The following is a 6,182-nucleotide window of genomic DNA, read 5'->3' as shown; positions in this document are numbered from 1 at the left end:
CTTCTTTATCCCGAAAATACAATTTTTTTAAGAAAAGCTAAAGATATGAGTAAAAGAAAAACTGAGTGGGATTTAATAAGTGCTCTAGCTGAAGATGGAGAAGAGATTTTATTAAACTCATCTTTTCATAGATATATTTCTGAAAATATTCTAAAAGATCCCGAAATTTCTCCATTTGGAAAAGTAGATTTAGTAAAAGCTGAAGTTAAAAATGGACATAGCCGTCTTGATTATATGATTGAAAAAGATGGACAAAAAATTTGGGTAGAGGTAAAGGGTGTTTCTCTTTCCGTTAATAAAAAAGCTATATTTCCAGATGCTCCTTCTGAAAGAGCAACAAAGCATCTCAACACACTTATGGAAATAAAAAAAACTGGTGAACGTGCCTGTGTACTTCTTTTAGTCTTTAGAGATTCCAATAGTTTTATCCCAAATTATGAGACAGATAAACTATTTTTTGAAACTTTTTATAAAGCTTATAAAAATGGAGTTGAAATATATCCAGTGCAATTAAAATTAGAAAATGGAAATATTTATTATACAGATAAAAAAATTTCTATTGAAAATATTTAATTTCATCAAAAAAATTCTTAATTTTTAGTAATTAAGTATTAAAAAAATAATTTTTTTCAAAAAAAACTTGATTTTTTTGAAAAAATGTTTTATACTTTAGCAAATAAAATTTTGAAAAAGGAGATTTGTATGTTTAGATTACTTAGCATAATATTTGTCATATCTATAATATTACTGATATCAATAATTATCAGATTTTTTATAGTACGCCAAATAAATGTTAAGAGTGATTTTTCAATATACAAATTTTTTAATAAAGAGTGGTTTAATAATTTTAAAATTATAGCTCAATAAAATTAGACACTATTTAGAAAAATAAATTGTTATCAAAGAACAGTCTTAACTAAGACTGTTTTTTTTATATATTTTTTTATTATTTAAGGAGGATTTAATATGGAAATCAGAGTAGAAAGAAGTAAAAATTTGAAAGAGAAACCAAATCAAGATAATTTAGGTTTTGGAAAATATTACACAGATCATATGTTTTTAATGGACTTTTCAAAAGAAAAAGGTTGGCACGACGCTAGAATAGTCCCTTTTGGACCTCTTTCTCTCAATCCAGCTTCCTTTGTTTTACACTATGCTCAAGAGGTTTTTGAAGGATTGAAAGCATATAAAACAAAAGAGGGTAAAGTTCTTTTATTCCGTCCTGAGATGAATGGAAAAAGAATGCAAAACTCTTGTGCAAGGCTTTGTATGGAACAACTTCCTGTTGATATGTTTGTTGAGGCCATTGAAAAATTGGTTGAATATGAAAAAGATTGGATCCCAACAGCTCCGGGAACTTCACTATACATTCGTCCATTTATGTTTTCAACTGAGGCTACTGTGGGAGTTCATCCTGCTAGTAATTATCTTTTTGCTATAATCCTTTCCCCTGTTGGAAATTATTATCCAGAAGGTGTGAGTCCTGTAAAAATTTATGTTGAAGAGGAACTCGTAAGAGCCTCAAAAGGTGGAACAGGATTTACTAAATGTGGTGGAAATTATGCTGCTAGTATCCTTGCCCAATATAATGCCCAACAAAAAGGATATACTCAAGTTTTATGGCTTGATGGAGTTGAACATAAATATGTTGAAGAGGTTGGAACTATGAATGTTATGTTTATGGTAGATAATGAAATTTATACCTCTCCTATTGACGGTACTGTTCTTCCAGGAGTTACTAGAGATTCTTGCCTTACTCTTTTAAGAGAATGGGGATATAAAGTTCATGAAGAACATTTCTCTATTGATTTTTTAATGGAAGCTGGAAGAAATGGAAGTTTACAAGAGGCCTTTGGAACTGGTACTGCCGCTGTAATTTCTCCTGTTGGTGAACTTTTTTATAAAGGGGAAACAGTTACAATAAATAATTTTAAAACAGGAAGTTTAACTCAAAAATTATACGATACTTTAACAGGAGTTCAATGGGGAAATTTAAAAGATACTCATAATTGGACAAGAGAGTTAAAATAAATTTTTAGAAAGAGAGTGATTTATGAATAGTAAATTTTATTTGGATAAAATTCTTAAAACTTATAGTAGTTCTTTTGATATTTTTAAAAATTATAACTATGAAGATTTAACTTTTTCCGCCTATGGATATTTTAATTCGAAGGCTGAAAAATATATACTTGTCAAAGAGGTTAATCTTTGGGAAGTAAATTCCTTTGAGCATATATTTTTTATAGAAATAGATAAATTTAATGAAGAAAATTTAATTTTCTATGAAAATTTATTAAAAGAAAAATTAGAAAAAAAGTTTGTAAGAAATAATAAAAAATATCCTGAAAAAAATCATATGAACTCATATATCACTTTTATTTTTATAACTTCATCAGAAATAAATAAAAATTTAGAAAAGAAAATAGAAAAATTTAACTTTGAAAAAACTTATCTTTTTTCTATAAGAGGATTTTTTTCAACAAAACTATTAGTTGTTGATTTGGAAAAAAATAAAATCTTTTGTAATAAATCCAGTAGAGATATAAAAAACATTTTTGAAAATATTTTAAATTTTAATGAGGAGGAAATTTATGAGTAGTTTAATGCTTTTACTTTTATCTATTTTTGCATTTTTAGTAGCTTATACCACTTATGGTTCGTGGTTAGCAAAACAGTGGGGAGTTGATCCCAATCAAGTTACACCAGCCCATACTATGAATGACGGGGTTGATTATGTTCCTGCAAAATCTCCTATTCTTTTAGGACATCATTTTGCTTCAATTGCTGGAGCAGGACCTATCACTGGACCTATCCAAGCAGCTGTTTTTGGTTGGTTGCCTGTATTTTTATGGATTGTAATTGGTGGAATATTCTTTGGTGGAGTTCAAGACTTTTCATCTATCATTGTTTCTATTAAACACAACGGAAAAACTTTGGGAGAAGTTATCGAAGAATATATTGGACATAGATGCAAAGTTTTATTTACAACTTTTGCTTGGCTAGTAATCTTACTTGTTATTGCAGCTTTTGCTGATATTGTAGCAAGTACTTTCCAAGGATATACAGTTGGAGCTGATGGTACAAAAACTTATATTCAAGCTAATGGCTCTGTGGCAACAGCCTCTGTTTTATTTATTCCTTTAGCTATTGGATTTGGTTTCTTGGTTTATAGAAAAAATGCTCCTTTAATTGTTTCTTCTATTGTTGGGGTTGGATTATTAATGGCCTGTATCTATTTAGGATTAAAATTTCCTATCTATTTAAGTAAAAATTTCTGGCTTGGTTTTGTATTTGTCTATATCATTATTGCTTCAGTTACTCCTGTTTGGATTTTATTACAACCAAGAGATTATTTAAATAGTTTCCTTTTATATTTTATGATTTTAGCAGCCTTCATTGGTATTGTCTTTACAAATCCAACTATCAATCTTCCTAGTTTTACAGGAATGAAAAATAGTTTTAATGGACAGTTTGTTTTCCCTTATCTTTTTATTACAGTTGCTTGTGGTGCTATCTCTGGTTTCCATTCACTTATTGGATCTGGGACAACATCAAAACAACTTAATAATGAAAAAGATGCAAAATTAATCGGGTATGGATCTATGTTGATTGAATGTGTTTTAGCTGTTATTGCTTTAATCACAGTTGGAGTTTTATTTAAAAATGGTGAAATGCCTTCAGGATCTCCTGCTGTTGTTTTTGCCACTGGTGTTTCAGGATTTTTTGGAGCTATGGGATTTGGAGATGTAGCAGTTAAGACAACATTTACTGTTATCTCTTTAGCTTTCTCAGCTTTTGCCTTAACATCTCTTGATACAGCTACAAGACTTGGAAGATTTTTATTCCAAGAATTATTTACTTCTAAAAATTCAGAAGAAAATAAGGGAATTTCAAAATCTTTCAGTAATATGTATGTTGCTACCCTTGTAACTGTATTTTTAGGTGGTATCCTTTGTCTTGGTGGATATAAAAATATTTGGCCAATCTTTGGTGCTTGTAACCAATTGGTTGCTGTCCCTTGTTTTTTAGGAGTTTCTGTTTGGTTAGCAAAAACTGGTAGAAATAATAAAATGTTATTTATTCCTATGATTTTTATGATCTGTGCCACTATGAGTTCTCTACTAATTTCTTTTAAAACAAATGTAATTTTACTAGCAACTGGAAAAGGTAGTCTTGCTGTCCACGGTTTACAATCTATTGTTATTTTCTTTATTTTTGGACTTGCTTTAATGCTTGTGATAGAAAGTGCAAAAGTTCTTTTACAGCTAAAAAAATCTCCTGTTGTAAATAAAATTTAACAACCCCATACTTTTTATAATATACACAAAAAGAGAGAAGTCTTTTGACCTCTCTCTTTTCCTATTTTTTCTTTTTCTTTGGTTCTTCTTTTTCTTTTTTCTCTATAATATTTCCATCTTTATCAAGATTTTTTATATTTTTACACTCTGGATAACCTGTACAAGCTAGATATTTTCCCCATCTTCCTTTTCCAATTCTAAATGGACGTCCACATTTTTCACAGACTCCAGCTTTTGAAAGTATAGAATTCTCTTCATCTTTTATAGCTTTTAATCTTAGATTTAATCTTACAATTCCATCTTCTTCTGGAATTTCATTTAAAGCTAAGGCTTTTTTTATTTCACTAGGAAGAGGTGTTCTTATATTATCCTCTGTATAGTTTTCACTCTCTAAATAACTTCCAAATCTTCCAAATTTCAATAACATCTTAGCTCCATTTTCAGCAACCACATCTGTCATCTTTCCTTTTTTTTCAGCTATTTTTTGTTCAACTATATCTTTTACAAATATCTTACCAGCTTTTATATCCTCCATAGGAATATCTATTCCACGAAGAGAGATATTTTGTTTACACTCATCTTTTGAGCAAGCTAAGTATCTTCCAAATCTTCCATTTTTCATTATCATATATCCCCCACCACAAGGACAAGGCATATCTGAAACTATTATTTTATTTTCATCTTCATCAACTATTTTTTTGTATTCAGAAATATATTTTGCCAATTCATCATAGAATTTCTTTAAAATCTCCTGCCACTTTTCTTTTCCCTCTGCAATATCATCAAGCTTATTTTCCATATCAGCAGTAAATTTTACATTCATAAAGTTTCTGAAATTTTCATTTAAAACTTCTTTTACCTGGTAACCTAATTCAGTTGGTATGAAACTTTTTCCTTTTAGAGTTACATATTCTCTATCTTTTAAAGTGTTGATAATAGATGCATATGTTGAAGGTCTACCTATTCCATCTGACTCTAATTTTTTAATCAATGATGATTCAGTTAATCTTGCAGGTGGTTTAGTATAATCCTCTTTTATATTAAGTTTCATAAGTTTTAATAAATCATCTTCTTTTATGCTTGGGAAATCTCCTAATGGAATATCCTCTTCATCTTTGAATAATTTATAATATCCATCAAAAAGAATTTTATTTAAAACCCCTCTAAATTGTACCCCTTCTTTTGAACAAAGAAGTTCAAATTGTTCATACTTCATCGGAGCTAATTGAGAGATTAAAAATCTTTCCCAAATAAGTGTATATAATTTTAATTGATCTTTATCTAAAAATTTTGAAAGGTATTCTGGTGTATAGTTAACATCTGTTGGTCTTATACCTTCATGGGCATCTTGGATATTTTCCTGTTTTTTACTTGATTTTTTTATACCTGAACCAACATACTCTTTTCCGTAATTCTCAAGAATATATTCTTTTGCCATTTCCACAGCCTCTTCTGAAATTCTTACAGAGTCTGTTCTCATATAAGTTATAAGCCCTTTATGAGTTCCATTAATGTTAATTCCTTCATAAAGTCCTTGAGCAACCTTCATTGTTTTTGTAGCTGAAAATCCTAAATATGAAGATGAAAGTTGTTGTAATGTACTTGTTTTTAATGGTAATGGTGGATTTTTAGTTTTTTTACTAACCTTTGCACCATCCACTAAAAACTCTTCACCTTTTAAAGTTTTTATTTTTTCTACAACTTTTTCATCTTTTAATTTATCTATCTTTTTCCCATCAACTTTATATAGAGCTAAGTTTATTTTATCTTGAAACTCACCATTGATATCCCAATATTTTTCTGGTATAAATGCTTTTATTTCATCTTCCAATTCACAAATTAATTTCAAAGCAACAGATTGAACTCTACCAGCACTTGTATTTG

At 29.1% G+C, this 6,182-nt stretch carries 5 protein-coding genes; 4 read left to right on the top strand and 1 reads right to left on the bottom strand.

Features of this window, described 5'->3' with window-relative positions; translation table 11 throughout:
• The 4 genes from sfsA to Q1J48_RS01815 all read left to right on the top strand — a co-directional run.
• Window positions 1-573 (top strand): DNA/RNA nuclease SfsA (sfsA, locus tag Q1J48_RS01830; RefSeq protein WP_300360743.1); only part of this gene is annotated, 573 nt, incomplete at its 5' end.
• Between the two features lie 393 nt (window positions 574-966).
• Window positions 967-2,031 (top strand): branched-chain amino acid aminotransferase, encoded by a 1,065-nt coding sequence (locus tag Q1J48_RS01825; RefSeq protein WP_300360742.1) that lies wholly within the window; start codon window positions 967-969, stop codon window positions 2,029-2,031.
• 22 nt (window positions 2,032-2,053) lie between these two features.
• On the top strand, window positions 2,054-2,599 hold the full coding sequence (locus Q1J48_RS01820; RefSeq protein WP_300360741.1) for a DUF8052 family protein: 546 nt from the start codon (window positions 2,054-2,056) through the stop codon (window positions 2,597-2,599).
• Window positions 2,592-4,298: a carbon starvation CstA family protein gene (locus Q1J48_RS01815; protein WP_300360739.1), complete on the top strand. Its 1,707-nt coding sequence runs from the start codon at window positions 2,592-2,594 to the stop codon at window positions 4,296-4,298. The genes Q1J48_RS01820 and Q1J48_RS01815 overlap by 8 nt, the downstream gene beginning before the upstream one ends.
• Window positions 4,299-4,359: 61 nt before the next feature.
• On the opposite strand, the gene topA is transcribed toward Q1J48_RS01815, so the two are convergent.
• Window positions 4,360-6,182, bottom strand: a 1,823-nt coding sequence (topA, locus tag Q1J48_RS01810; RefSeq protein ID WP_300360738.1) for a type I DNA topoisomerase, incomplete at its 5' end; no start/stop codon positions are given.

Source organism: Fusobacterium sp. (assembly GCF_029258315.1).
Taxonomy (GTDB): Bacteria; Fusobacteriota; Fusobacteriia; order Fusobacteriales; family Fusobacteriaceae; genus Fusobacterium_B.
The sequence above is the reverse complement of the archived record's forward strand: the minus strand, read 5'-3'. Positions and strand labels throughout refer to the sequence as shown.

Coding starts and splice junctions, on each gene's coding strand:
- Q1J48_RS01825 (WP_300360742.1), top strand. CDS start 967: ATGGAAATCAGAGTAGAAAGAAGTAAAAATTTGAAAGAGAAACCAAAT.
- Q1J48_RS01815 (WP_300360739.1), top strand. CDS start 2,592: ATGAGTAGTTTAATGCTTTTACTTTTATCTATTTTTGCATTTTTAGTA.
- Q1J48_RS01820 (WP_300360741.1), top strand. CDS start 2,054: ATGAATAGTAAATTTTATTTGGATAAAATTCTTAAAACTTATAGTAGT.